The 23,011-nt window shown below is 65.5% G+C and carries 23 protein-coding genes and 1 tRNA gene; 20 read left to right on the top strand and 4 right to left on the bottom strand.

Translation table 11 applies throughout. The annotated features are described in order from the left end of the window. Nucleotides 1-5: 5 nt before the first annotated feature. Nucleotides 6-263 (top strand): HPr family phosphocarrier protein, encoded by a 258-nt coding sequence (locus tag BSZ39_RS05070; protein ID WP_073716292.1) that lies wholly within the window; start codon nt 6-8, stop codon nt 261-263. Continuing rightward, nucleotides 260-1,924 carry a phosphoenolpyruvate--protein phosphotransferase gene (gene ptsP, locus BSZ39_RS05065; protein ID WP_073716291.1) on the top strand — a complete coding sequence of 555 codons (1,665 nt, stop codon included), beginning with the start codon at nt 260-262 and terminating at the stop codon, nt 1,922-1,924. Before BSZ39_RS05070 ends, ptsP begins: the two co-directional genes overlap by 4 nt. 77 nt (nt 1,925-2,001) lie before the next feature. Here the strand turns inward: ptsP and BSZ39_RS05060 are convergent. Beyond that, nucleotides 2,002-2,074: transfer RNA gene (locus BSZ39_RS05060), tRNA-Lys, on the bottom strand. A gap of 143 nt (nt 2,075-2,217) precedes the next feature. On the opposite strand from BSZ39_RS05060, the gene BSZ39_RS05055 reads away from it, so the two are divergent. The 9 genes from BSZ39_RS05055 to BSZ39_RS05015 all read left to right on the top strand — a co-directional run bounded on the left by BSZ39_RS05055 (nt 2,218) and on the right by BSZ39_RS05015 (nt 11,714). Beyond that, nucleotides 2,218-2,841, top strand: coding sequence for a hypothetical protein (locus tag BSZ39_RS05055; protein ID WP_143180379.1), 624 nt, complete (start codon nt 2,218-2,220; stop codon nt 2,839-2,841). After that, nucleotides 2,842-3,759: a mycothiol synthase gene (mshD, locus tag BSZ39_RS05050; RefSeq protein WP_073716289.1), complete on the top strand. Its 918-nt coding sequence runs from the start codon at nt 2,842-2,844 to the stop codon at nt 3,757-3,759. It abuts the gene before it with no gap. A gap of 10 nt (nt 3,760-3,769) precedes the next feature. Further along, entirely contained in the window at nt 3,770-6,049 is a 2,280-nt protein-coding gene (locus BSZ39_RS05045) for an RNA degradosome polyphosphate kinase (RefSeq protein WP_083602963.1), read from the top strand. After that, a complete protein-coding gene (locus BSZ39_RS05040; protein ID WP_073716288.1) occupies nt 6,046-7,011 on the top strand; it encodes an NUDIX hydrolase in 966 nt (321 codons plus the stop codon). The genes BSZ39_RS05045 and BSZ39_RS05040 overlap by 4 nt, the downstream gene beginning before the upstream one ends. A 142-nt stretch (nt 7,012-7,153) precedes the next feature. Beyond that, nucleotides 7,154-8,284 (top strand): phosphate ABC transporter substrate-binding protein PstS, encoded by a 1,131-nt coding sequence (pstS, locus tag BSZ39_RS05035; protein ID WP_073716287.1) that lies wholly within the window; start codon nt 7,154-7,156, stop codon nt 8,282-8,284. A gap of 96 nt (nt 8,285-8,380) precedes the next feature. Further along, nucleotides 8,381-9,367, top strand: a complete 987-nt coding sequence (gene pstC, locus BSZ39_RS05030) for a phosphate ABC transporter permease subunit PstC (protein WP_143180378.1) — start codon at nt 8,381-8,383, stop codon at nt 9,365-9,367. Beyond that, nucleotides 9,367-10,323 (top strand): phosphate ABC transporter permease PstA, encoded by a 957-nt coding sequence (gene pstA, locus BSZ39_RS05025; RefSeq protein WP_073716286.1) that lies wholly within the window; start codon nt 9,367-9,369, stop codon nt 10,321-10,323. The genes pstC and pstA overlap by 1 nt, the downstream gene beginning before the upstream one ends. Before the next feature lie 36 nt (nt 10,324-10,359). After that, entirely contained in the window at nt 10,360-11,139 is a 780-nt protein-coding gene (gene pstB / locus BSZ39_RS05020; protein WP_073716285.1) for a phosphate ABC transporter ATP-binding protein PstB, read from the top strand. 116 nt (nt 11,140-11,255) lie between these two features. Continuing rightward, a complete protein-coding gene (locus tag BSZ39_RS05015; protein WP_073716284.1) occupies nt 11,256-11,714 on the top strand; it encodes a DUF4825 domain-containing protein in 459 nt (152 codons plus the stop codon). Here BSZ39_RS05015 and BSZ39_RS05010 read toward each other — a convergent pair. Then, nucleotides 11,711-12,715 carry an inorganic phosphate transporter gene (locus BSZ39_RS05010; protein WP_073716283.1) on the bottom strand — a complete coding sequence of 335 codons (1,005 nt, stop codon included), beginning with the start codon at nt 12,713-12,715 and terminating at the stop codon, nt 11,711-11,713. The two genes, BSZ39_RS05015 and BSZ39_RS05010, sit on opposite strands and share 4 nt — an antisense overlap. 1 nt (nt 12,716) lies before the next feature. Then, nucleotides 12,717-13,337 carry a DUF47 domain-containing protein gene (locus BSZ39_RS05005; RefSeq protein WP_073716282.1) on the bottom strand — a complete coding sequence of 207 codons (621 nt, stop codon included), beginning with the start codon at nt 13,335-13,337 and terminating at the stop codon, nt 12,717-12,719. Nucleotides 13,338-13,750: 413 nt separating this feature from the next. Here BSZ39_RS05005 and BSZ39_RS05000 point away from each other — a divergent pair, with 413 nt between their 5' ends. The 5 genes from BSZ39_RS05000 to BSZ39_RS04980 are packed head-to-tail and all read left to right on the top strand — an operon-like array spanning nt 13,751 to nt 18,161. Beyond that, nucleotides 13,751-15,322 (top strand): HNH endonuclease signature motif containing protein, encoded by a 1,572-nt coding sequence (locus BSZ39_RS05000; protein ID WP_073716281.1) that lies wholly within the window; start codon nt 13,751-13,753, stop codon nt 15,320-15,322. Nucleotides 15,323-15,377: 55 nt separating this feature from the next. Continuing rightward, nucleotides 15,378-16,157, top strand: a complete 780-nt coding sequence (locus tag BSZ39_RS04995; protein WP_143180377.1) for a hypothetical protein — start codon at nt 15,378-15,380, stop codon at nt 16,155-16,157. Further along, entirely contained in the window at nt 16,154-16,723 is a 570-nt protein-coding gene (locus tag BSZ39_RS04990; RefSeq protein WP_073716279.1) for a heme-binding beta-barrel domain-containing protein, read from the top strand. Before BSZ39_RS04995 ends, BSZ39_RS04990 begins: the two co-directional genes overlap by 4 nt. 5 nt (nt 16,724-16,728) lie before the next feature. Beyond that, nucleotides 16,729-17,832 carry a CAF17-like 4Fe-4S cluster assembly/insertion protein YgfZ gene (ygfZ, locus tag BSZ39_RS04985; protein WP_158025093.1) on the top strand — a complete coding sequence of 368 codons (1,104 nt, stop codon included), beginning with the start codon at nt 16,729-16,731 and terminating at the stop codon, nt 17,830-17,832. 32 nt (nt 17,833-17,864) lie between these two features. After that, nucleotides 17,865-18,161 carry a dihydrofolate reductase family protein gene (locus BSZ39_RS04980; RefSeq protein ID WP_073716277.1) on the top strand — a complete coding sequence of 99 codons (297 nt, stop codon included), beginning with the start codon at nt 17,865-17,867 and terminating at the stop codon, nt 18,159-18,161. On the opposite strand, the gene BSZ39_RS04975 is transcribed toward BSZ39_RS04980, so the two are convergent. Then, nucleotides 18,158-18,556, bottom strand: a complete 399-nt coding sequence (locus BSZ39_RS04975) for a Rieske (2Fe-2S) protein (protein ID WP_073716276.1) — start codon at nt 18,554-18,556, stop codon at nt 18,158-18,160. The genes BSZ39_RS04980 and BSZ39_RS04975 overlap by 4 nt on opposite strands. Nucleotides 18,557-18,596: 40 nt before the next feature. Between BSZ39_RS04975 and dtd the strand changes: the two genes are divergently transcribed. The 4 genes from dtd to BSZ39_RS04955 all read left to right on the top strand — a co-directional run. Next, complete coding sequence (gene dtd / locus BSZ39_RS04970) at nt 18,597-19,025, top strand: D-aminoacyl-tRNA deacylase (protein WP_073716275.1); 429 nt, start codon at nt 18,597-18,599, stop codon at nt 19,023-19,025. Nucleotides 19,026-19,131: 106 nt separating this feature from the next. Then, nucleotides 19,132-21,741: an ATP-dependent Clp protease ATP-binding subunit gene (locus BSZ39_RS04965; protein ID WP_083602957.1), complete on the top strand. Its 2,610-nt coding sequence runs from the start codon at nt 19,132-19,134 to the stop codon at nt 21,739-21,741. Nucleotides 21,742-21,815: 74 nt separating this feature from the next. After that, nucleotides 21,816-21,986, top strand: a complete 171-nt coding sequence (locus tag BSZ39_RS04960) for a CsbD family protein (RefSeq protein ID WP_073716274.1) — start codon at nt 21,816-21,818, stop codon at nt 21,984-21,986. A 208-nt stretch (nt 21,987-22,194) separates the two neighbouring features. Then, nucleotides 22,195-23,011: PEP/pyruvate-binding domain-containing protein (locus BSZ39_RS04955; RefSeq protein ID WP_281247114.1), on the top strand; the 817-nt coding region annotated here is incomplete at its 3' end.

Here is a 23,011-nt window from a genome sequence, read left to right as displayed (position 1 = left end):
CTTCCATGATCAGCAGAACCGCCATCATTGGTGCGAAGGCCGGCCTGCACGCCCGCCCGGCAGCACGCTTCGTGAACGCCGTCAACGACTCTGGTGTTGATATCACCGTCGCGTTCGATGGCAACGAAGCTGACGCGGGTAGCCTGCTCGAGGTCATCACGCTCGGCGCCGAACGCGGTGACGAGGTCACCTTGAGCGCGGATGATTCCGCGGCCGGGGTTCTCGATCAGCTCGTCGAACTGCTGAGCCGGGAAGACGCATGAGCGACTCGCTCACCCTGCACGGGATCGGCGTGTCCGTAGGTTCGACCTACGGGCCCGCCGTCCCCGTGCGGCCCGCCCCCGGCGTCGACGAGACCGAGCCGGCCACGACCGATCCCGCCGCCGAGGGGGAGCGGATCCACGCCGCGATCAGTCAGGTGTCCGACGAATTGCTGCGCCGCGCCGAAAGCGCCAGCGGCGAAGCGAAGGATGTCCTCGAGATCACCGCGCAGCTCGCGACCGATAAGGGCCTGACCCAATCTGTCGACGCGCTCCTCGCCAGGGGCGTGGTGCCGACCCGCACCGTGCACGACGCGATCGAGGGATACGTCGCCAAGCTCGAAATTCTCGGCGGCTACATGGCGCAGCGCGCCACCGATCTACACGACGTACGCGACCGCATCATCGCCGTCCTGCGGGGCCTGCCGGCCCCCGGGGTCCCGACGATGACCGAGCCGGGCGTCATCGTCGCCCACGATCTCGCCCCCGCGGAAACCGCGGTCCTCAAGCGGGAACTCGTGCGCGGCATCGTCATCTCCGGCGGCGGCCCGACGAGCCACACCGCCATCATCGCCTCCGGCATGGGCATCCCCGCGGTCGTGCAGACGCGCGGCGCCGACGACATCGTCGCCGGCGAGCTCGTCGCCCTCGACGGTGGGACGGGCGAGGTCATCGTCCGGCCCGATGCCGACGTGCAGGCCGAGTTCACCGCCCGCCAGGAACGGCGGCTCGCCGCCGTGGCCGCCTACTCCGGCCTAGGCGTTACCTCCGACGGGCACGCCGTCGCGCTCCTTGCGAACGTCGGCACCGCCGACGAAGCGGCGCGCGCCGCCGCGGATGACGTCGAAGGCGTCGGCCTGTTCCGCACAGAATTCATGTTCCTTGACCGGCAGGATCCGCCGAGCCGCGAGGAACAAGCGAAGACGTACACCGAGGTCCTCGAAGCGTTCGGGGAGCGTCGCGTCGTCATCCGCACCCTCGATGCGGGTGCCGATAAGCCCCTTGCCTTCGCCGATTTGGGCGCCGAGGAAAACCCCGCTCTGGGACGTCGCGGACTGCGGCTGTCGCAAGCGCGCGAAGAACTCCTCGACACTCAGCTCGACGCCCTTGCCGACGCCTACCATGCGACGAAGGCCGATATGCGCATCATGGCCCCGATGGTCGCTACCCTCGATGAGGCGACCTGGTTCGCAGGCAAGCTGCGCGAACGTGGCCTGCCGAGCGCCGGCATCATGATCGAGACTCCCGCGTCGGCGATCCGCGCCGAACACCTGCTCGCCGACCTCGACTTCGCGTCGATCGGGACGAACGATCTCACGCAGTACACGATGGCCGCCGACCGCATGCAAGGCGAGCTCGGCTCGCTGCTGAGCGCCTGGCAGCCTGCCGTAATCGCGATGATGAAGGCCGCCTGCGACGGTGCCAAGTCAGCCGATGCCAGCATCGGCGTATGCGGCGAAGCGGCGGGCGATCCGCTGCTCGCGCTCGTGCTCGTCGGCCTGGGCGTGTCCTCGCTGTCGATGGCGCCGAGCCGCGTGCCCGAGGTGCGTGCCGCGCTCGCGACTCATAGCCTTGCCGACTGCCAGGCGATGGCCGACGCTGCGCTCGCCGCGCCGAGCCTGAAAGAAGCTCGCGACGCGGTAGCGGAGCTCGCGAGCAGCTAACCGCATCCCACCACAAACGGGCGGCGAGCCGACACGAGATGTGCGGCCGCCGCCCGTCTTTGTTGAGTAATTTGCGGTGGGCCCCGTGGGGATCGAACCCACGACCCGCGACTTAAAAGGACGCTGCTCTGCCAACTGAGCTAGAGGCCCGCGATTGCTTAGTTTAGCGAGGTGGCGCCGAAAAATCAGATTGCTATCCTGCCCACGGTCCCGGGTAGCGCCCAGCTGCCCTGTTGAGGACAATAGAAACGGCAGGAATACGTCAAAATCTGGGCGTATTTGGAAAGGAATGTGTGACACATCGAACTCCGCCTCGCCGGCCCGCCATGTGGGAACCGGCCTATCTGCAGCGAGTGGCCGGGGGAGTAGATCCCGAGGCCGCTTTTGAAGCCGCGCATGAAAGCGCGCGGATCCTCGTCTCCTATGGCCGCTCCTCCGATGATTCCGGCGTCCACGCCCGCCTCCTTCGCCTCGTGAAAGACGAAGGCATCGAGGTCCTCGCGACGCTCTGGTCGCGCGCGGTCCCGGCGTCCCTGCCCGGCGTCCTGTGGCGACTGTATGCCCTGCACGAATGGATCGTGCGCTCGGGCGATGAGGTCGCGCGGTATTACAACGCGGGACTCGAATCAGCCGACGCCGCCCATGTCGTTGCGGGCGTGCCGCCCCTACACGGCCCCGACGAAGTGCGGGCAACGATCGACAAGATCCTTAAAGGTGTCTACGACGGCGAGCTCGACATCGCCTTCGACCGCGCCGCCGCCTTGATCTCGGTCGTCGTCGCGGGAGCGGGGGAGGGCAGCGAACTCAAAACCGACGCTCTGAAAACGACGGCCGATGACCTGCGCAAGGCTGCCGGCTTAGAGCGTGGCGGTATGCTGCGACAGGCCGATGCGTACAACAGCGACGGGGGACGTTAAGTGAACTCGCTATCCGAACTTGATCCGATCATCGCCACTCGGCTAAGCACACTGGCGGACGAGATCGCGCAGCACGACGGGATTCCACCGTTCGGCGCGACAGCTCTTGCGGATCTGCGTCGCCCCGCACCCCGCGACAGCTACGCCGTCCTCATGGAGGGTGAGGATCCCGTCGGTTTCGCCTGGTGCGACGGGACGAGCGCCGAATTTGGCGTCCACCCTGATCATCGCGGCAAGGGCCTGGGTGCCCTCCTGCTGAAGGCTGTGCATCAGCGATACCCCGAGGCCGCCGTCTGGGCGCATGGCAACCTGCCCGGCGCCGAGGCCGTCGCCCGCGCCGCCGGACTAAAGCCCGTGCGCGAACTGTGGTTCATGGAAGCCGACCTGTCGCCCATCGAGCGGCAGCTCGAACAGGATCCCGATCGCGTCACCGCATCGCTGCAGCCGCCCGCTTCGATGGTGCTGCGCGGTTTTCGCGAGGGGGACGAGGACGCCTGGGTCGAGACGAATGCGGCCGCCTTCGCCGATCACCCGGAACAGTCCCAGGTCGATGCGGCGGCGTTCGCGGAGCTGCGCGAGGAGAAGTGGTGGCAGCCCCATCTGCTGCGCATCCTTGAGGTCAAGAACCCGCAGCCGGGTGAGCCTCGCATCGCCGGTTTCGTATGGCTGAAGCCGTCTAAGCCGGGCGCGATGGAGATCTTCGTCGTCGGTGTCCACCCGAACTATCAGGGCCAGGGGATCGGGGGCCTTCTCATGCGCGAGGCCATGACTACCGCCGTCAACATGGGGGCCGCTCGCGCGGTCCTGTACGTCGATGGCGCGGACGAGATTGCCACCCACACATATGAGAGGCAAGGATTCGTCCATAAAGGCGCCGACGTCCAGTATGTTGGAGCTACCTCCCCCGCAACGAACTAGGGTGACCACCATGGCTAATTTCGCCGAAACCCGGGCAAAGAAACCGTCGGAAGCCGAATCGGAGCTCGACGAGCACACAATCGATGCGGGTGTTGCCGTGTCCTCTGATGAGCTCGTTGATGACATCGTTGAGGCGCAAGATTCCGCCACCGATGGCACGCTGGCCTGGAAGCAGCCGTTGCCGGATGGCAGATTCGCTGACCGGGAACTGTCCTGGCTCGCATTCAACGAGCGCGTGCTAGAGCAGGCCGAAGACGAGCGACTGCCCCTGCTCGAGCGGGCGTGGTTCCTCGCAATCTTCGCCTCAAACCTCGACGAGTTCTTCATGGTGCGCGTCGCCGGCCTGAAGCGCCGCATCGCGACCGGCATGGCCGTCACCGCGGCCTCGGGGCTCACCCCGCGCCAGGTGCTCGACGGGATCTCGGTGCGCGCGAAGGAACTGACCCAGCGGCACGCCAAGGTCTTCACCGACGACATCGCCCCGAAGCTCGCGAACGAGGGCATCCGGCTGCTGCACTGGGCCGATCTGGAAAAGAAGGAACAGGGCCGGATCGAAAAGTTTTTCCGCAAGGAAATCTTCCCCGTCCTCACTCCGCTCGCCGTCGACCCGGCCCACCCCTTCCCCTATATTTCTGGTCTGTCGCTCAACCTCGCGGTCATGCTACGGCACCCGAACACGGGCAAGGAGCACTTCGCGCGTGTCAAGGTGCCGCCGCTCCTGCCGCGCTATATCGCGGTCGATGCCTCCGGCAAGCCGCGCCGCCCCGAGGACATCGGCTCCGAAGATCTTGCCGACGCGTCGTTCGTCCCGATCGAAGAGATCATCGGCCAGCACCTCGACCACCTGTTCCCGGGCATGGAGATCATCGAGCACCACACGTTTAGGGTCACCCGAAACGAGGACCTCGAGGTCGAAGAGGACGACGCCGAAAACCTCCTGAAGGCGCTCGAGCGCGAACTCGTCCGTCGCCGGTTCGGCCCGGCCGTCCGCCTCGAGGTAGCCGAAGGCATCTCCAAAAACGTGCTCGCCCTGCTGCAGCGCGAGCTCGGCGTATCAGCCCAGGACACGTACATCCTACCGGCCCCGCTCGATCTGCGCGGCCTCAACCTCATCCACGATCTCGACCTGCCGCACCTGAAATTCCCAAAATACGTGGCCGTCACCGCGAAGCGCCTAGCGCGGGTGGAATCGGCGACCCCCACGGACTTTTTTACGGCGATCCAGGATAACGAGATCCTGCTGCACCATCCGTACGAGTCGTTCTCGACGTCGGTCCAGCAGTTCCTCACCCAGGCTGCGGCCGACCCGCAGGTGCTCGCGATCAAACAGACGCTGTACCGCACCTCCGGTGATTCGCCCATCGTCGACGCCCTGATCGACGCCGCGAATGCGGGCAAGCAGGTCCTCGCGCTCGTGGAGATTAAGGCACGGTTCGACGAGGAAAACAACATCACCTGGGCGCGCAAGCTCGAGCAGGCGGGCGTCCACGTCGTCTACGGCCTCGTCGGGCTGAAGACCCACTGTAAGCTCGCGCTCGTCGTGCGCAAGGAAAGCGGCAGCCTGCGCCGCTACTGCCACGTCGGTACTGGCAACTACAACCCGAAGACCGCTCGCGGCTACGAAGACCTCGGCATCCTCACGTGCGACCGAAACGTCGGCCAGGACCTCACCCGGTTGTTCAACCAGCTGTCGGGCTACGCGCCCCACACCGAGTTCCACCGCCTGCTCGTCGCGCCGCGCGAGATCCGCACGGGCCTGATCGAACGCATCGAGCGCGAGATCGAGAACAAGCTCGCCGGCAAGGACGCGTGGATCAAGATCAAGTGCAACTCCGTCGTCGACGAAAAGACGATCGACGCGCTCTACCACGCCTCCCAGGCCGGCGTCCACGTCGAGATGGTCGTGCGCGGCATCTGCGCTATCCGCGCCCAGGTGCCGGGCCTGTCGGAAAACATCCACGTTCGCTCGATCCTCGGCCGCTACCTCGAGCACGCGCGCATCTACGCGTTCGCGAACGACGGCGACCCGGACATCTACATCGGGTCCGCGGACCTCATGCACCGCAACCTCGACCGCCGCGTCGAGGCCCTCATCCACATCGAGGACCCCGAGCATATTGAACGCCTGCTCGACCTCATGGAGCTCTCGCTGGCGGACACGACGATGTCCTGGCACCTGCTGGCCGACGGCACCTGGCTACGCCACGCCGAAGACGACGCGGGACGCCCGCTCATCGACTCGCAGCAGGTCATTATGAATCAGACGAGGGGACGGTTGAGTACCCGGTGACCGACGTCGTGCACGCCGCCGGCGCGCTGTTGTGGCGCGAACATGGCGGCAAACTCCAAGTGCTCCTCGTTCACCGTCCCAGCTACGACGACTGGGCGTGGCCGAAAGGCAAATGCAAGAACGGTGAATCCATCCCCGACGCCGCCGTGCGCGAGGTCGAGGAGGAAACCGGCTACCGCGTCACCCTCGGCCGTCCAGTCGGGATCGTGCGCTACCGCCTCGCCGACGGCCGACACAAGTGGTCCCACTATTGGGCTGCCAAGGTGCCAGCCGAAGAGGGCGCGTGGCGCAAGGCTCGCGAGAAGTTCAAGGCCGCGCCGAAGACCGAGATCGACCAGATCCAGTGGGTCAACGCCCGCAAAGCGGCGAAACTGCTCACCTACCCGCATGATCGCGAACCGCTGTTCCAACTGCTCGATGCCTACGACGACGACCGCCTCGATACCCGGTGCGTCGCGGTCATCCGGCACGCCCGAGCGAAGAAGCGCTCCGCCCACAAGGGCTCGGAGGCCGATCGTCCGCTCACGCCCAAGCTCGGCAAGGTCGAGTCGCAGGGGATCGCCGCGCTCCTCAGCGACTTCGGTGTTAATACGGTGATCTCCTCGCCCTGGGAGCGGTGCGTCGCAAGCGTCGCCCCCTACGCCAAGAAGGCGGGGATCAAGCTCGCAACCGAGGACGTCCTGACGGAAAAGGCGCACGAGAAGAACCCGCAGGCGGCGGCCGATCTCATGTGCCGCGTGCTCGCCGAAGGTCACGATTCGGTTGCACTATGCACCCACCGACCCGTGCTGAAGACCCTCGTCGCCGAGCTCCTCGAGCATGCGCCCAACCGGCTCTCGGATGAGTTTCCGCGGCAGGATCCGTGGCTGCGTTTCGCTGAGATCCTGGTGCTGCACGTCGCTCCGCACCGCAAACGCGGCGTGATTATTGCCGATGTCGAGCGACACCGTCCGGCAACCTAGCACCATTCAGTATGTGCTAACTCACGCCCGCGTTCACCGTTCGTTCACCAAAGCTGTGTTTCAGCGTTACCTTAGCCCCCTAGGTTGACAACCGTTGGCTCGCTTAGGGGCCACAATCAATCGAGACGAAGGAACATTGTCCATGCGCCACGGTAACCGTCGTTTTACCGCCATCACTGCAGCGAGTTTTCTAGCGCTGTCCCTCGCCGCGTGCGGGTCCGACGAGGCTGTTAAGTCGCCGAGCAGTGACGCCAAGACTGACTCTGATGCCAAGACCAGCGAATCGTCCGGGGCTGCCATCTCCGGCTCCATCGCCGGTGCGGGTGCCTCCTCGCAGGAATCTGCGATGAAGGCGTGGGTCGCGGAATTCCAGGGTAAGAACTCTGGCGCCACCATCGCTTACGATCCGGTGGGTTCCGGCGCCGGTATCGAGCAGTTCATCGGCGAGAAGGTCCAGTGGGCCGGCTCTGACGCCGCGCTCGAAGGCGATGAGGTCGCCGCTGCCGAGAAGCGCTGTGGCGCTCCGGCCCTGAACCTCCCCATGTACATCTCTCCCGTCGCGGTCATCTTCAACCTTGAGGGCGTGAAGGACCTCAACCTGAAGGCCGAGACCATCGCCAAGATCTTCTCGGGCGACATCACCAAGTGGAACGATCCCGCGATCGCCGCTGACAACCCGGATGTCCAGCTGCCCGACCTCGCGATCACCCCAGTGCACCGCGCGGACAAGTCCGGCACCACCGAAAACTTCACCGACTACCTGCACGCTGCCGCCCCCGAGGCATGGCCGCACGAACCCGACAAGTCCTGGCCGATCTCCGGTGGCGAATCCGGCGACAAGACCGCTGGTCTCGTCGACGTCGTCAACCGCTCCCAGGGTGCGATCGGCTACGCCGACGCCTCCCAGGCCGGCTCGCTCGGCACCGTCGCTCTTGAAACCGCTGAGGGTTTCGTGAAGTTCTCCGCCAAGACCGCCGCCGCGGCCGTCGACAAGGCCAAGCCGGCCGAGGGTGCGTCCGACACCAACCTGCCGCTGGTGCTCGACCGCAAGCCCGAGTCCAAGGAAGCGTACCCGTTGGTCCTCGTGACCTACGAGATCGCGTGCTCGACCTACAAGAACGCTGACGAAGGCAACCTCGTCAAGGCGTTCCTGAAGTACGTCGCCTCCGATGAGGGCCAGAAAGCCGCGGCCAACGCCGCCGGCTCGGCCCCGCTGTCGGCCGAAATGTCGGCCAAGGTGACGGCTGCGATCGATTCGATCAAGGCGGGCTAAGACCAACTCACGCCGGCTCCCTTCGGGGAGCCGGCGGTTTCCCTGAACGGCAGATTTTCTGCCAACTACCCTCCAACCCCTAAGGAACGCGTGACCGTGACTAAGGCCCCTTCCGAGAAGAGCGTGCCGCGCACTGTGCATAACCTGCGATCGGCTCGCGGCACCGGTAAGCAGGGAAACCGAGTTTTCTCCTCAATCTCGACCGGCGCCGCGATCGCTATCCTTGCGACTCTCGCGGCCGTCGCCGCATTTCTCGTCTGGCGCGCCTGGCCCGCGCTGAGTAATACCGAACTGCGCATCCGCACCGTTGGCAGCGGTGATACGGTCTCCCTCCTGGCGTTCACCGGCCCTCAGATCTTTGGCACGCTGCTCTCCGCGGTCCTCGCGATGGTGCTCGCCGTCCCGGTCTCCGTCGGGATCGCCCTGTTCATCTCGCACTACGCGCCGCGCCGCCTCGCCTCCACGCTCGGCTACCTCGTCGATCTCCTCGCCGCCGTCCCCTCGGTGCTGTACGGCCTGTGGGGCGGCGTCTGGCTGCTGCCGCGACTGCTGCCCGTCTACGACTGGCTGGCCTCGACGCTGGGCTTCATCCCGCTGTTCGCCGGACCGGTCTCCGCCTCCGGCAAGGTCATGGCCTCCGTCGCGATCATTCTGGCCGTCATGATCCTGCCGATCATCACCGCCGTCGCCCGTGAGGTCTTCCTCCAGACGCCGAAGCTCCACGAGGAGGCCGCGCTCGCGCTCGGTGCCACCCGGTGGGAAATGGTGAAGATGGCCGTCCTGCCCTTCGGGCGCTCGGGCATCATCTCCGCGTCGATGCTGGGCCTCGGCCGCGCCCTCGGCGAGACGATGGCCGTCGTCATGGTCCTCGGCATCGGCTCGACGTACTCGTTCAACATTTTGCAGGCGGGCAAGCACTCGACGATCGCCGCGAACATCGCGCTGCAGTTCCCGGAGTCCAACGCTGAGATCGCCTCGGCGCTGATCGCCACGGGCCTCGCGCTGTTCGTCATCACCATGGCGGTGAACATGGCCGCTCGCGCCATCATTGCCCGTCGGGCCGAATTCTCGGGAGCGAACTAATGACGACTGAAACCCAGACCCCGTCGAAGAAGCGCTCGCTGTTCGCCGACTCCGAAGGCTTGCAAAAGCGGCGCGCGTGGGAAGACCGCATCGCCACGATCCTCGTGACCGGCGCGTTCATCCTCGCGATGATCCCGCTGTTCTCGCTGCTGTGGGTCGCAATCTCGCATGGCATCGGCCGGCTGTCGCCCTACTTCCTGTCCGTCTCCATGAACGGCGTCTACGGCGGCATGGATGCGGGCGGTATCTACCACGCGATCATCGGCACGCTGCTCGTGACCGGGTGGGCGACCGCAATCTCGGTGCCGATCGGTATCTTCACCGCGATCTACCTCGTCGAATACGGCAACAACTCGCGTCTGGCGCGGATGACGACGTTCTTCGTCGACGTCATGACGGGCATCCCGTCGATCGTCGCCGGTCTGTTTGCCGCGGCGGCATTCTCCCTGCTCGTTGGTCCCGGCTACCGCGCCGGCATCATGGGCTCGGTCGCACTGTCGGTCCTGATGATCCCGACGGTGGTGCGCTCCTCCGAGGAGATGCTGCGCCTCGTCCCGAACGAGCTGCGCGAAGCGTCCTACGCGCTCGGTGTCCCGAAGTGGCTGACGATCGTCAAGGTCGTGCTGCGCACGGCGGCCGCTGGCCTCACGACCTCGGTCATGCTCGCGATTGCCCGCGTCATCGGTGAAACCGCGCCGCTGCTTATCACGGTCGGCGTGCTCGAGAAGATCAACACCAACGCGTTCGATGGCCGCATGATGACACTGCCGGTCTTCGTCTACCGCGAATACTCCCAGGGACTGGTGCCGTGCCGACCGGATCAGGTCGACTGCATCACGACCATCAACTACGACCGTGCGTGGGCGGCCGCGCTCGTCCTCATTATCATCGTCATGGGTTTGAACCTCATCGCCCGCGTCGTCGCCCATCTCTTCGCACCCAAGGGCCGCTCCTAGCGGCGATCCCGAAATACTCGGGCAGAAAGGAAAGTCGTGTCTAAGCGCATCGATGTTCGCGACCTGAACATCTACTACGGCGATTTTCAGGCGGTCGCCGATGTCAACATGGTGGTCGAGCCGCGCTCCATCACGGCCCTCATCGGGCCGTCCGGCTGCGGCAAGTCGACCTTCTTGCGCACCCTGAACCGGATGCACGAAGTCATCCCGGGTGCGCGCGTCGAGGGCGATGTCCTGATCGATGACCAGAACCTGTACGACCCGAGGGTCGACCCGGTCTCGGTCCGCCGCATCGTCGGCATGGTCTTCCAGCGCCCCAACCCGTTCCCGACGATGTCGATTGCGGAAAACGTCCTCGCGGGCGTGCGCCTGAACAACCGCAAGCTCAAGGCCTCCGAGGCCGAAGAGCTCGTCGAGACCTCGCTGCGCGGCGCGAACCTGTGGAACGAAGTCAAGGACCGCCTCGCCAGGCCCGGCTCCTCGCTTTCCGGTGGTCAGCAGCAGCGCCTGTGCATCGCGCGCGCGATCGCGGTGAAGCCAGAGGTGCTCCTCATGGACGAGCCCTGCTCGGCGCTCGACCCGATCTCGACCCTCGCCATCGAGGACCTCATGATCGAGCTCAAAGAGAAGTACACGATCGTGATCGTCACTCACAACATGCAGCAGGCGGCACGCGTGTCCAACCGGACCGGCTTCTTCAACCTGCAGCGCACCGGCGACCCGGGTCGCCTCGTCGAGATCGACGATACGGAAACCATGTTCTCGGCTCCGGCACACAAGGAAACCGAAGACTACATTTCAGGCCGCTTCGGCTAGGGGCCGAAGTTCTTTTGCGCAAGCAAGGGAGGTGTGGCGGCGAGATGGAGGGTCTCGCCGCCACATTTTTATCTCCCCGTTCTACACTGTTTCCACCGCAGGAGGGGAGAGACACCATGACCCGCTACCGTACGATCGCCACGCTCGCGCTCGCAGGAGCCCTGACGCTTGGCAGCTGCAATGCCGCAAACGATGCGGCCAACGCCGCCCAGGAACTGTTTGACCACCGAGTCGAATACGTCGGGGACGCATCCCAGGTCATCAGCACGCTCGACACGATCGGCTTCGACGATCTCGGCACCTACAAGGTCGAGCTCCTTACCGATAGCGAGCCCTACGGCCTGAAGGTGAAGTTCGACGAGCTCAAGGGATCGCTGCAGGACTCGGCCGTCGTCACCAAGGCGATGCAGACGCTGGGACTGGTGAAAAACCTCGACTACATCGAGATCTCCAGCGGCGACAAGAGCTACCGGCTCGACAAGGATGCGGCCTCGAAGGCGCTCGGATACTCGGTCAAGAAACTCGGCGAGTCCAAGGACGCGCTCGAAAAGTTTTTATCCGAAAAGCTACCTTAGCCCAGGATTGGGTTCAGTACGAAATACATGAGTGCGGCGACGGCGGCCGCCGCGGGGATCGTGAGGACCCACGCGACGGCGATATTGCCCGCCACACCCCAGCGCACCGCAGACAGGCGCTTCGTGGCGCCCACGCCCATGATGGCCGACGTGATCGTATGCGTCGTAGAGATCGGCGCGTGGAAGATGAACGCCGTCGTGTACAGCACGCCCGCCGATACGGTCTCCGCGACGAAGCCGCGCGCCGGGTCGAGCTCGATCATCTTGCGACCAAGGGTGCGCATGATGCGCCAACCGCCGGAGTACGTACCCAGTGAGATCGCAGATGCCGCTGCGATCTTTACCCACAGCGGGATACCGTCATCAGGATTTGCCCACCCGTGCGCGACGAGCGCGAGGAAGATGACGCCCATAGTCTTCTGCGCGTCCTGCAGGCCGTGGCCGAGTGCCATCGCGGCCGCAGAGATCGTCTGCAGCAGCCGGAAGCGTTTCATTGCCGGCCGGTAGGCGACGTCCTTGAGCCACCACATGAGGCCGACCATGACGAGGTAGGCGAGACCGAAACCGACGAGCGGGGAGATCACCATCGGAATGACGACCTTTTCGCCGACGGCGCTCCAGTGGACCTGGCTCGCGCTTGCCAGACCGGCGCCGACGAGGCCACCAATGAGGGCGTGGGAGGAGGACGACGGTAGACCGAACCACCACGTGATGAGGTTCCACACGACCGCACCGACGAGCCCGGAAAAGACGACGGTTAACCCGTGATTTCCGCCTGGGGCAGCAATAATCTCGGAGGCGATCGTCTCCGCGACGGCCGTTCCGAGCAGGGCGCCGACGAGATTCATCACCGCGGCCATGAGGAGGGCGGCACGGGGCGTGAGCGCCCGCGTCGAGACCGACGTCGCGATCGCGTTTGCCGCGTCGTGGAAGCCGTTCGTGTAGTCGAACGCAAGCGCCACGACGATGACGAGGATGACGAGCACCCCAGCTAGATCCACGTTAGGACTCCTTGACCGCGATGGTCTCGACGGCGTTGGCTAGCCGCTCGAAGGCGTCGACGCCGCGCTCCAGCGACGTCGAGATGTCCTTCAGTTTGATGATGCGCTTGGGGTCGTCTTCGTGGTCGAAGATATCGGCCAGCAGGCGACGGTATTCGCGGTCCGCCTCGTTTTCGAGCCGATTGATCTCGACCCAGTAGTCACGCAGCGAGTCCATGGACCGCAGCCGCGGCGCGGCCTCGGCAGTCAGCTCGGCGCAACGCTGCAGGACGTTGACCTGTGCGACTACGCGGTTGGGGAGTTCACCGATCTTGTACAGCACGATGAGGTCGCCTGCTTCATTCATGTAGTCCATGCAGTCGTCCATATTGGCGGCCAGCAGGTACAGATCGTCACGATCCAGGGGAGTGACGAACGTCTGGTTGAGCTTGCGGAAGAGCTTGTGAGCGCAGGCGTCAGCATCGTTTTCCACGTCGTGGAGCTGGCCCGCGAGCGTCTTGCGATCGGCCATGTCGGCGTTGAGGATCTGGACGAGGATCTCGGAGCCCCGCACCAAGCACTCGGCGGACTCCGTCAAAATATCGAAGAACGAACTATCGTGCGGAGTGACTCGAAATCGCATGGCTACTCCTGGTCGGGGGTAAGAGCGGCGGGGGCCCGCCGCAACCAGGCTAGAGCACGATTCCGTAAACTCATAGGAAACGGCAAGCTAACGGCTGCGAACCGGATCACCCCAAGGGAAACTCAGGCGGAAAATACTGCTAAGCCGGTACCAACGTCCTATGCATAATGAGATGGAAGCCACGGCTGAGTCATGGCATGGCAAAGGCCCCGGACCGGCAGGCGCCTGACGGCGCGAGGCCGCTCGTAGCGGCAAATGTTGGAGCCCGGGGCTTGCCGATCCGGAGCCGTAAAAAGCATAGGCACAACGGTGCGCCCCATGCCACCAGGGAGCTTGCCCTGGGGATGAGGGATGAATCATGTCAGTGCTGCATGGTTAACTGCTGCCACCTTGAATTGACGGAGGTGGGAGCGATGACGCAGCAGCCACACAGTCCCGAGCAGAACGAGACGCTCGATGTCGGCATCGAGACGCCCTGGGAGCAGTACGTGCGAGAAAACGCGCACCGGCATCGCGCAGATACGCAATTGCGGGAGCTGATCGAGCAGAGCTATTCGGTGATCGCGGCGGTGCACGAGCCGGTCGCATTCCTCACCGAGTCCGAGGCCTTCGAGTATGCGAGCGGCATGACGCATGTCGTCGCAGCCGCCCACGCGGCAAAGCTCGCCAACCGCGCCCAGGCAGCGCTGTTGCGCCACGCGGTGCTGGCCCGCGAATCCGAGTCCTTCATGTTCGATGACCCGACGGGTGGGCTTGATACGACGGCAGAGCACCTCGCTCGGGCGCTCGGAATCTCGACGTATATGGCCGACAAGATGCTCAGTACGGCGACGATGGTCTTTCATCGGCTCCCGCGAATCGCGGACCTGCTCGCGGTAGGTGAGGTGTCTTTCGACAAGGCGAGCCTCGTCGCAGAACGGCTCGCCGATGCGCCGATCCACGTCACCCGCGCCGTCGAGGCGGCTCTCGCACCCACCCTGGCCGAAAAGCCAGCCGCCCAGGTCCGCAAAGACATCGAACGCCTCTTGATCGAGCTCGCCCCCGATGACGCCGATGCCGCACACGCCGCGGCCGCGGCCCGCCGCCGGGTCAGTCGGCCGCAGCCGCGGGCCCACGGCATGTCGCGCATCCGGATGGACATCCCCGCCGAACAGGGTAGCGCGCTCGATGTCGCGCTCGATACCGCCGCGCGGGCTGCGCTGCGTGCGGGCGATTGCCGCACCTATCAGCAACTGCGCGCCGATGCGCTCGCTCAGTGGGCAGCCGAGGCCCTGGAACAGGGCTGGGAGATTTCTTCGACCTGCGGCGATCCGGTCGCCATCCCGCCCGCCAAGATCACGGTGACGGTGCCGCTGGAGGTCCTCGCCCGCATCATGCCCGACTGGCACGCACACTCCTCGCCTGCCCAGGTCCTCGCGGACGCATACGACCGCGATCCGGATGCCATCGATCGCCGTGAGGACGATATCGCGGCGCTGCTCGGCGCGGGACCGCGGGAGACCGGCGAACCCGCGATGGGGCGGACCGAGGCCACCTGGGTCGAGGGCTATGGGCCGCTGTCACCCGCACTCGGGATCCTGCTTTCCGCGGGCGGGACGTGGCAACGCATCGTGACCGATGGGCCGAGCGGAGCCCCGCTCGATATTGGTCGGCAGCGCTATCGCCCGCCCGCAGCGATCGAGTCGGCCGTGCGGCTGCGTGACCGTACATGTCAGGGGCCCGGCTGCACGTCGACTGCTCGCGGCGAACTTGACCATATTGTCGAATGGCACGACGGTGGAGGGACGTCCGTTGGGAATCTCTTGCTGCTGTGCTCGCGCTGTCACCGCCGCAAGTCGATCGCCGGGGAGTACCTCATCGCGGTGCGCCCGGACGGATCTCGCCTCTGGCAGACGCCCGGTGGCCGCTATACGACGTATCCGCAGCGCAGCGAGCGCCGAATCGTGCACGCGGAGCTCCCGCTCGGTCTCGAAGACGCTGCTTAGATAGACATAAGGCACAATAGGTTCCGGCTGAAAAACGATCGGGGGTGGAGATACCGTGATGACCGCGTCGATGCGCGGCGGTATTACCGCCCTCGCATCAGCGTTACTCGCCCTCGCGGCATTCCTCGCTCACGAAATGAGCATCCAGGTCTACGTCGTCGCCGCGGTTGTCGCGGTCGGTGTCTGCTTCTTCGCCGCCGGCTGGCCTCGCCTCCTTGGCGTCCCCGCCCAGCGCGGTTCTGGGGTCGTCATCGCGCTCGCCGGACTTGTCGGCCTCGCGGCCGCGGCTACTGCTGGCGGGTTCCGGGCCCTGAACCTCGTCCTTGCCGGCGGTGTTATCGCCTCCTTCGTCCACCAGATGCTACGAACCGACGGCCGTCCCCGGATCGTCGAATCCCTGTCGTCGACGGTCACCGGCGTCATCGTCGTGACCCTCTCGGCAGGTTGGGTCAGCATTGTGACGCGCGCGAGCCAACCCGAGGCGGGCGATCACCCCGTCCCGATGGCGATCATCCTCGTCGGGGCGTGTTCACTCACCGCCGCCACGATCGGCGGCGCGTTCTTCCCGCGACGTATCTCGCCGTATCTTTCGCCGCTCTTTGCCGGCATCGCCGGCGCAGCGATCGGCATTCTCTTTCCCTCCGTGGGACTCTGGGCGGGCGCCGCGACCGGCGTGGGCCTCGGGATTCTGTACGCCGGACTGCACATCCTGTTTGGGCTCTTTCCGGCCTCGGGACGCTACCGTCCGGCGATCGCCGCAGCACTGCTTCCGGTCCTGTCCGCGGGAATCGTCGTCTATATCGTGGCGCGAACGATCGCTACGGTAGTGGTATGACACGGAAGAGCGCGCCCGGAATCGAAATCGCACCCCTTGCCTGGCTGCTCGGCCACTGGCGTGGCTGGGGAATCTTCTCCGGCGCCGGGGTCGACGCGCAGGTCCTCATCCACGACTTCCACGTCACCCACGACGGCGGTCCCTACCTCATTACGACGAGCACATTCGAGGTCGCGACCGCGATCGACGGCACCATCGCCGCCGATGCCGACGCGGCGACCGGCCTGAGCCAGCTCGAGTCCGCGGGCGTGTGGGGCACCGAAACGCTTTACTTGCGCCTGCCGCCCGATGCCGTCGGGACGCCCGGCCCGCACGATGTCGAAGGCATGCTCGCCGACCCCGCCGGCTTCACCGCGGCGCTCGCGGGTCGCATCAGCGAGGACGCGCTCCTCCTGCAATCCACGGCGCTCGCGGCCACCGCGAGCGCGCCGCCGGTGACCGAACTGCAGCGCCGCTATCTCAAACAGGGTGAGGACCTCATGTGGTCTGCGTCGATGGCCGCTTTCGGCCAGGACCTCGCGCCCTACGTCACCGTCCGACTGACGCAATCCTCCGAAGGGGAGTGAGACCCGTGATCGATTTTTCGACCCTGCCCGATGCCGTCCTCGACGACGACGTCCTGCTGCACCGTGGCCGTCCCGTCCACGAATTCCGCGACTTCACCGCGGGGCGCGCGATCGTGCCGCTCCCGCAGATCTCCGCGATCGAAATCTCCGGCGCCGACCGCCTGACCTGGCTGCATGCGCTCTCCAGCCAACACCTCGCCCAGCTGCCCGCGGGTGAAGCCACCGAAGCCCTCATCCTTACGCCCAACGGTCACGTCACCGCGGCGATGCGACTCATCGACGACGGCGAGCGCATCATCGCGTTCGTCGATCGCGCCTGCGAGGAAACGCTCAGCGAGCACCTAAAGAAGATGGTCTTCGCCTCCCGCGTCGAGATCACGACTCGTCCCGGCTCCGTCATCGCGTTCGCGGGTGAGGCCATTGCCGAGCCGCCGCTCGCGACCGAGGCCGTCTGGCGCGACCCATGGCCGCACGTCGACGGCGGCACCACCTTCACCACGCCAGGCGTCGAGCCCGACGTGACCCCGACGGCGCTCGCGCTCGTCGGCGACGAGGACCTCGCCGCCTTCGCCACCGCCCATCCCGAGGCGATCGCCGGCTCGCTCGCCTACGAGGCCGCCCGGATTTCCTCCTGGCGCCCGCAATTCGCGACCGAGGTCGACGAGCGCGTCATCCCGATGGAGCTCGACTGGCTGCGCACGGCCGTCCACCTCAACAAGGGCTGCTATGCGGGCCAGGAAACGATCGCTCGCGTCGTGAACCTTGGTCGCCCGCCGCGCCGCCTCGTCCTCCTCCATCTCGATGGCAGTGCCGAACACTTGCCCGAGCCTGGCGCTGCGGTCACGTTCGGCCCGAAGAACGTCGGCAAGGTGACGTCTGCGGTGCGCCATCCCGAGCTCGGCCCCATCGCACTTGCACTGGTCAAGCGCACGACGCCGCCGGATGCGGACCTCCTCGTGGACGACGTGCCCGCAGCCCAGGAGATCATCGTCGACCCATCGGGTGAGAGCCCGGCTCGGCCCGCATCGCGCCCGGGCGATGACCTGCGCGGGGCGCGCAATCGTGGCCTGCAAAAGCCGCCGACGCTGGGCGGCCTCGGCAAGCTCTAGGTTGTCGGCTCGCAGGGGCGTAGTCTTGCCCGATGGCGATCCATTTTTATACTGCCTGCACTCTCGACGGTTTCATCGCCACGACGGACCACTCACTCGACTGGCTGTTTGCCCAAGACTTCGACACGTCGGGGCCGATGGCTTATCCCGCCTTCATTGAGAAGATCGGCGCGCTCGATGAGCTGTGGCTGCAGTTCGCGCCGGTGACGCTCGGCGACGGCCAGCCACTCTTCCCACTCGCTGCCGACTTCGAGCTGCTCGAGGTCGCGCGCAATCGCGATTTCGCCTGCGCGCACTACCGCGTGCGGAAGGGCTGGCTCGCGAACTAGGCGAGGGTGATGTTCTCGCCGTCGACCTTCACCGAGATCGCGGCAAGGCCCTCCTTCGCGGGGCCGCGTTCGACGGCGCCGGTGGACGCGTTGAACAGCGAGCCGTGACACGGGCAGTCGAGCGCCCCGTCTTTCTTGCGCACGATGCAGCCGCTGTGGGGGCACGTCGCGGAAAAAGCCTGGACCTTCTCGCCCTCGCGAACGACGACGACATCGGCGCCGCCCTTCGTTTTCGCGACGAACGCGTCGTCCTTGAAATCCTTCATCGTGCCAATGACCTCGCCCGCTTCGCCGGGCTTTTCGTCTTTGGAGCCACCGGAGCAGGCGGCGACGGTGACGCCGATACCGGCGGCGGAAGCGATGAGGGCGGCGCGGCGGGACAGTGAGCTAGTCATGCCTTCAGTATCAGCATCTCGCGGCGTTACAGTGGCGGTTATGAGAGCCGTATTGCAGCGCGTGACGCGAGCCAGCGTCGAAGTTGAAGGAGAAATCGTCGGGGAAATCACCCGGCCCGGCCTGCTCGCCCTCATCGGCGTGACCCACGACGACGGCGAAGCCGAATGTGAATGGATCGCGCGCAAGATCCGCGACCTGCGGATCCTGGGCAACGAAGAATCCGTCGCCGACCTGGGTGCGCCCGTGCTCGTCGTCTCCCAGTTCACGCTGTATGCCGAAGCGAAAAAGGGCCGGCGCCCATCGTGGTCGAAAGCCGCGCCCGGACCGGTGGCCGAGCCGCTCGTCGATCGGGTCTGCGAATTGCTGCGCGCCGATGGGATCGAGGTCGCGACCGGGGTGTTCGGAGCCGATATGGCGGTCAGCCTGGTGAACGACGGGCCGGTCACGCTCGTCCTCGATACGCCCTAGCGATAATCGCGCCTCGGGGCGCTCACGCCTGTGGCGAACAGGCAGGCACGGTCTTGGGCGGTCTCGGTAGCATCGAAAAACGCCCCTACTTGTCCAAGGAGAGCTGATGTTCGAACGGTTTACCGATCGCGCCCGCCGAGTCGTGGTACTCGCGCAGGAAGAAGCGCGGATGCTCAACCACAACTACATCGGGACCGAGCACGTGCTGCTTGGGCTCATTCACGAAGGTGAAGGGGTCGCTGCCCGCGCTCTCGAAGCGCTCGATATCTCGCTCGAGGCCGTCCGCGAGCAGATCGTCTCGATGATCGGCGAGGGCCAGCAGTCCCCGTCGGGCTACATTCCCTTTACGCCGCGCGCCAAGCGCGTCCTCGAGCTCTCGCTGCGCGAGGCCCTGCAGCTCGGCCATGGTTACATCGGCACCGAGCACATCCTGCTCGGCTTGATCCGCGAGGGCGAGTCCACCGCCGCGCAGGTCCTCGTGAAGCTCGGCGCGGACCTGCAGTCCGTGCGCCAGCAGGTCATGATGCTGCTGAGCGGGTACGAGGGCAAGGAGCCCGTCGCCTCCGGTGGCCCCGCCGCCGAGCAGCCGGCCGGTTCCGCCGTGCTCGACCAGTTCGGTCGCAACCTCACGACGGCTGCCCGCGAGGGCAAGCTCGACCCGGTCATCGGCCGCGATAACGAGATCGAGCGCGTCATGCAGGTGCTGTCGCGTCGGACCAAGAACAATCCCGTCCTCATCGGCGAGCCCGGCGTCGGCAAGACCGCCGTCGTCGAGGGCCTCGCGCAGGACATCGTCGCCGGGACCGTGCCCGAGACGCTGAAGAATAAGCAGCTCTACACGCTCGACCTCGGCTCGCTCGTCGCGGGTTCGCGCTACCGTGGTGACTTCGAAGAGCGGCTGAAGAAGGTCCTCAAGGAGATCAAAACCCGCGGCGATATCGTCCTGTTCATCGACGAGATCCACACGCTCGTCGGTGCGGGTGCCGCCGAAGGCGCGATCGATGCGGCGTCGATCCTCAAGCCCATGTTGGCGCGTGGCGAGCTGCAGACGATCGGCGCGACGACGATCGATGAGTACCGCAAGCACATCGAAAAGGATGCGGCCCTCGAGCGTCGCTTCCAGCCGATCCAGGTCCAGGAGCCGACGGTCGCCCACACGATCGAGATCCTCAAGGGCCTGCGCGATCGCTACGAGTCGCATCACCGCGTCTCCATCTCCGACGAGGCGCTGAAGGCCGCCGCGAACCTCGCGGACCGCTACGTCCAGGACCGCCACCTGCCCGATAAGGCCATCGACCTGATCGACGAGGCCGGCGCCCGCCTGCGCATCCGTCGCCTGACCGCGCCGCCTGAGCTGCGCGAGATGGATGCCCAGATCCAGGAGGTCAAGCGCCAAAAGGAAAGCGCGATCGACGACCAGGACTTCGAGCGTGCCGCGTCGCTGCGCGACGAGGAAGGCCGCCTCATCGAGGCCCGCAACGAAAAGGAAGCCAAGTGGCGCTCCGGTGAGCTCGACGAGATCGCCGAGGTGAATGAGGAACTCATCGCCGAGGTGCTCGCCCAATCGACCGGCATCCCGGTCTTCAAGCTGACCGAGGCCGAGTCCACCAAGCTGCTGCATATGGAAGATGTGCTGCACAAGCGGATCATCGGCCAGGACATCGCGCTTAAGGCGCTGTCGCAGGCGATCCGTCGCACCCGCGCGGGCCTGAAGGACCCGAAGCGTCCCGGTGGCTCGTTCATCTTCGCCGGCCCCACGGGCGTCGGTAAGACCGAGCTCGCCAAGGCGCTCGCGGAGTTCCTGTTCGGCGACGAGGATGCGCTCATCCAGCTCGACATGTCGGAATTCGGCGAGAAGCACACGGCCTCGCGCCTGTTCGGTTCGCCTCCCGGCTACGTCGGCTACGACGAGGGTGGCCAGCTCACCGAGAAGGTGCGCCGCCGACCGTTCTCCGTCGTGTTGTTCGACGAGGTCGAAAAGGCGCATCCGGACATCTTCAACTCGCTGCTGCAGATCCTGGAAGATGGCCGCCTGACCGACTCTCAGGGCCGCCTCGTCGACTTCAAGAACACCGTCATCATCATGACGACGAACCTCGGCACCCGCGATATCGCCAAGGGCGTCATGACGGGCTTCCAGGCAACCGGCGAACTCGCGACCGACTACGAGCGGATGAAGTCGAAGGTCAACGAAGAGCTCAAGCAGCACTTCCGGCCCGAGTTCTTGAATCGCGTCGATGAGATCGTCGTGTTCCCGCAGCTGAAGAAGGACGAGATCCGCCGGATCGTCGATCTCATGATCGCGCGCCTCGATGAGCGCATGCGCGAACAGGAGATGACGATCGAGCTGACCGACGCCGCCCGCGACCTGCTGGCCGAACGCGGCTACGACCCGGTGCTCGGCGCCCGCCCGCTGCGTCGCGCCATCCAGCGCGATATCGAAGACGTCCTGTCGGAAAAGATCCTCTTCGGGGAGATCACCTCCGGCCAGAAGGTCGTCGTCGATGCCCAGGGCGAGGGCGTGCTCGGCGAGTTCATCTTCCGTGGCGAAGACATCGACGAACTCCCGCCAGTGCGCGCACCGCACATCGGGGATCCCGATGTCGCCGCCCAGCGGTCCCTGCTCGTCGAACACGGCTCTGGCGCCGATCACGACCCCGTGACCGAGGGCCAGCCGCACGACGTCAAGCCCGGATCGGGCCCGGCCGTCGGCTAGCACATTTCGAGATGCGCGCCCCCTAGCGCGGCGATAGATTGGAAGTGACCTGTCGCCGACGAAAGGAGATCCACATGGGTCTGGGAGACAAGATCAAGAATGCAGCCGAAGAAGCCAAGGGCAGGGTTAAGGAAGCCGTTGGTGACGCCACCGATAACAAGTCCATGGAAGCTGACGGCCTGAAAGACCAGGCATCGGCCAACGTGAAGCAGGCTGGCGAGGACGTCAAGGACGCCTTCAAGTAAGGCTGCGCCACTTTCAACCCTCGGCCTCGCCTCACATTCGTGGAGGCGAGGCCGTTGCGTTGCCCACTGGGCGTCGGTCATATACCAGAAAAATTTTTGAGCGTCTGGGCCCGCGGTCCTACACCCGACAAACTGGACACTCGATAGGGTTAGGCCAGTGACATGCAACGAGGTATGTCACACCGACAAAGCGCTGGAGGCTTTAGCTATGCCGAAGTACGTATACATGTTCAGCGAGGGCGACAAGGACCAGAAGGACCTGCTCGGCGGCAAGGGAGCAAACCTCGCCGAGATGACCAACCTGGGTCTGCCTGTGCCGCCTGGTTTCACGATAACGACCGACGCCTGCCGCGAATACATGGGCAAGCACAAGGTTCCCGAAGAGCTCGACGTTCAGGTCACGACCGCGCTGCGCGAGGTCGAAACGCAGATGAACCGGGGCTTTGGGGACGCCGAGAACCCGCTGCTCGTTTCGGTTCGTTCGGGCGCCAAATTCTCGATGCCCGGCATGATGGAAACGGTGCTGAATATCGGTCTGAACGATGAGAGCGTCGAAGGACTTGCCAAGCTCTCGGGTAACGAGCGGTTCGCGTGGGACTCCTACCGCCGCCTCATCCAGATGTTCGGCAAGACCGTCCTCGACATCGACGGCGACCTGTTCGCCGACGCGCTCGATGCCCTGAAGGCCAAGCGCGGCGTCGCCACCGATCCCGAGCTCAGCGCTGAGGACCTCAAGGAACTCGTCGACGAGTTCAAGAAGATCACGAAGGACGAGGCGGGTGTCGACTTCCCGCAGGATCCGCGCGAACAGCTCGATCAGGCCGTCGAAGCCGTCTTCAACTCCTGGAACACCGAGCGTGCCGTGCTCTACCGCCGCCGCGAGCGCATCCCGCACGACCTCGGCACGGCCGTCAACGTCTGCACGATGGTGGGCGGATTCAACTGGTCGTCGCAACACCTTGAGGTGAGAAAGGTGTTCAAGGATGGCGACCAAGGACTGGAGCGTGAAGATCAGCGAGGTCCCG

Origin of the sequence: Bowdeniella nasicola, from assembly GCF_001907295.1 — a bacterium.
GTDB lineage: Bacteria > Actinomycetota > Actinomycetes > Actinomycetales > Actinomycetaceae > Bowdeniella > Bowdeniella nasicola.
This window is presented reverse-complemented; position numbering and strand designations above follow the sequence as displayed.